3 protein-coding genes are annotated in these 2,962 nt (G+C 28.0%); all 3 read right to left on the bottom strand.

What is annotated here, in order from left to right; genetic code table 11:
- Positions 1-188 precede the first annotated feature (188 nt).
- The gene (locus ACI3VO_RS12590) at positions 189-1,127 is read right to left on the bottom strand and encodes an ABC transporter ATP-binding protein (protein WP_439758249.1); all 939 of its coding nucleotides are present in this window, start codon (positions 1,125-1,127) and stop codon (positions 189-191) included.
- A 118-nt stretch (positions 1,128-1,245) separates the two neighbouring features.
- Positions 1,246-1,890 (bottom strand): response regulator transcription factor, encoded by a 645-nt coding sequence (locus tag ACI3VO_RS12585; RefSeq protein ID WP_439758248.1) that lies wholly within the window; start codon positions 1,888-1,890, stop codon positions 1,246-1,248.
- Positions 1,883-2,962 (bottom strand): sensor histidine kinase (locus ACI3VO_RS12580; RefSeq protein WP_439758247.1); only part of this gene is annotated, 1,080 nt, incomplete at its 5' end. The genes ACI3VO_RS12580 and ACI3VO_RS12585, both read right to left, overlap by 8 nt.

The following is a 2,962-nucleotide window of genomic DNA, read 5'->3' as shown; positions in this document are numbered from 1 at the left end:
TTCTAGTATCTGTTATAAACTTATCTCAATTTTTAAGCGTTTGAACCGTTTTTTCCATCTTATTTGCAAATTATAATATTGAGTAATATTTCATTTATTTATTACTTCAATATCATTATATATAATCCATAAAAATATACTATGGTTTTATGGATTTTTATAGATTTATATTAGCTGTTATATGCCTCCTAATCTCTAAGATTTTTTCCAGTTAGATTTAAAAATACATCTTCTAAGCTCGGATTTTCGTAGTTTATTTCTGAAATAGAGTTTTTGTTGTCTTCTATTAATGAAATCGCATTAGATAGTGAAAAATCTTCATCTACAACTAGCGATATATTTGCATTTTCGTTTTCTTCTAGGGAAACCACTCCTTTTAGATTTTTTAAATTAAATAGAAGGTCTGCAGATATCTTATCTATTTTTATATTTAATTTTTTATTTGAAAATACAAGTGATTTAAGGTAGTCTTGAGTTCCTGATGCGATTTCTTTTCCTTCATCTATTATAAATATTTTTGAGCAAAGATGCTCTACCTCCTCCATATAGTGAGAAGTATATATAATAGTAGTGTTATTTTCATTTGATAATTTTCTTAAGAAATCAAATATATGGTTTCTAGACTGAGGGTCTACTCCTACAGTTGGCTCATCTAAAATCAATATTTTAGGATGATTTAAAATAGCTATAGCTAGGTTTAGTCTTCTTTTCATACCACCTGATAGCTTGCTTATTTTTTTCTTTTTGACATCTACAAGTCCTGCAAATTCTAGGGCTTCATTTATTCTGTCTTTTAGGAGTTTGCCGCTCAATCCGTATAAATAGCCAAAATACTCTAGGTTGTCGTAAGGTGTAAGCTGCTCTATTATTGCTAGCTCTTGAGGAACTAGACCGATTATAGATTTTATATAAATTGTATCTTCTAGTAGGTCTTTACCTTCTACAAATACCTTTCCGCTGTCTGGCATCATAAGATTAGTTATAATATTTATCAAGGTAGATTTTCCAGCTCCATTAGGTCCTATAAGTCCAAATATTTCGCCTTCCTCTATGTCAAAGCTTATATTGTCTAGGACTAATTTATCTTTAAATCTTTTTGTTATGTTTTCGACTTTTATAATACTCATTTTTCTCCTCCAAAATTTAAATTTTCTTACTAATATAATAGATTATATTTAAAGCAACTACTACGACCGAAAGTAATAAAAAAAAGTGACTTATGTCACTTTTTAAAATACAAAATAATTATTCAGCAATATTGTTTTTGAAGGCAAATATAGCTATTTGAGTTCTATCTCTTAGATTTAGTTTATTTAAGATATTTGTTATGTTGTTTTTTATAGTTCCTTCAGATAAAAATAGTTCGCCACTTATTTCTCTATTTGAAAGGCCTTTTGATATTAGCTTTATAATATTTATTTCTTTTTCGCTTAAATTGTATTTAGCCTTTATGTCTACATTAGGTTTAGTATTACTAGAAGATATTACCTTAGATATTATATTTTTGTCTAAAACTATGTTTCCAGTGAAGCTAGATCTTATTCCTTCGTACAATATTTCATCAGAGCTATCCTTTAACAGGTAGCCAGATGCACCGAAATTCATTGCATCCTTTATATATTTATCGTCGTTAAATGTAGTTAAAATAAGCACTGATATATCCTGATTGTATTCCTTTATAAGTCTAGTTCCTAAAACACCGTCGCAGAGCTTCATCCTAATATCCATCAAAACTACATCTACATCGTTTTGTTTGCAAAATTCAAGGGCTTCGTATCCATCAGATACATCGCCTACTATTTCTAAATCTTCATAGGAAGATAAAATTATTTTAAGTCCTTTTCTTATAAGCTTTTCGTCATCTACTATTAGAACTTTTATTTTATTCAATGAAATCACCCCTTATGTATTTTGGAAAATTGCCTTGCACTAAAAATCCATCTTCTGTATTTATGAATTTAACATCCCCGTCTATTTCCTCAATTCGTTCACTTATACTGTTTAATCCATTGCCCTTTTTTATATCCTCACATCCTATGCCGTTGTCTTTAATAGAAATAGTGCAGCTATCATTGTTAAATGTTATAAAAACCTTGATTTTACTTGCATGACCGTGTTTTAAAGAGTTTGATAGAGCCTCTTGGATTATCCTATATACAGAGCTAAATTGGATTGATGACAGAGGCCATGTATTTTTAGAGATAGTGCATTTTACATCTACATTGCTGAGCTTTTCAAAGCTTTTTATCAGTTCCTCTATTTTAAATAAATTTTGGTATTTCTCGTATTCTGTAGGTTTTAGCTTTGATACAGCATTTCTGACATCTATATAGCTTTTATTTACAAATTCTCTTAGCTCGTGTACTAATTCAAATAAATCCTCATCATTTTTAAGTAGCTTTTCTAATGCTCCTAATTGAATAATAGTAGTCGACAATGCATGACCTACGCTGTCGTGAATTTCTCTTGAAATCCTGTTTCTCTCTTTTAATATAGTCAGCTCTTCTATAGAGCTTGCATATATTTCTAGCTCTTTATTTGCTTTTTTTAGGTTATCTTCAGATATTCTAAGCTTATCGTATAAATTTTGATAATTTAATTTAGATAGACTTTGATTGTAGATATAATCCGACAATAAGAAAGTTATAAGTATAATCGATGAATTTTCTACAGTAAAAATAATAGAATTTTCAATTTGTAATAAAATAGATATAGATAATATTATAAAAATCAACGCGTATTTTAGTTTATCGATAGTTAAAGATGAAATATCTATTATTATCGGTATAAGATAAAATATTGTAAAATGATCGCTCAATTTATACATAGTTAATATGATAAAAATTTCTAAAAATATAGATATATGATTTAAAGTTTTATGTTTTTGCAAATTAAAAAATCTAAGCTGATTATTTATAAAAAATAAAAGCATGGTAGATTTTTTAAGTGAAAACTTGCCTAG

Source organism: Intestinibacter sp., assembly GCF_051866655.1.
In the GTDB taxonomy this organism is placed as follows: Bacteria; Bacillota; Clostridia; order Peptostreptococcales; family Peptostreptococcaceae; genus Intestinibacter.
This window is presented reverse-complemented; position numbering and strand designations above follow the sequence as displayed.

What these genes read in the sequence shown, in the direction of transcription:
- ACI3VO_RS12590 (WP_439758249.1), bottom strand. Translation starts at nt 1,127, where the DNA reads ATGAGTATTATAAAAGTCGAAAACATAACAAAAAGATTTAAAGATAAA.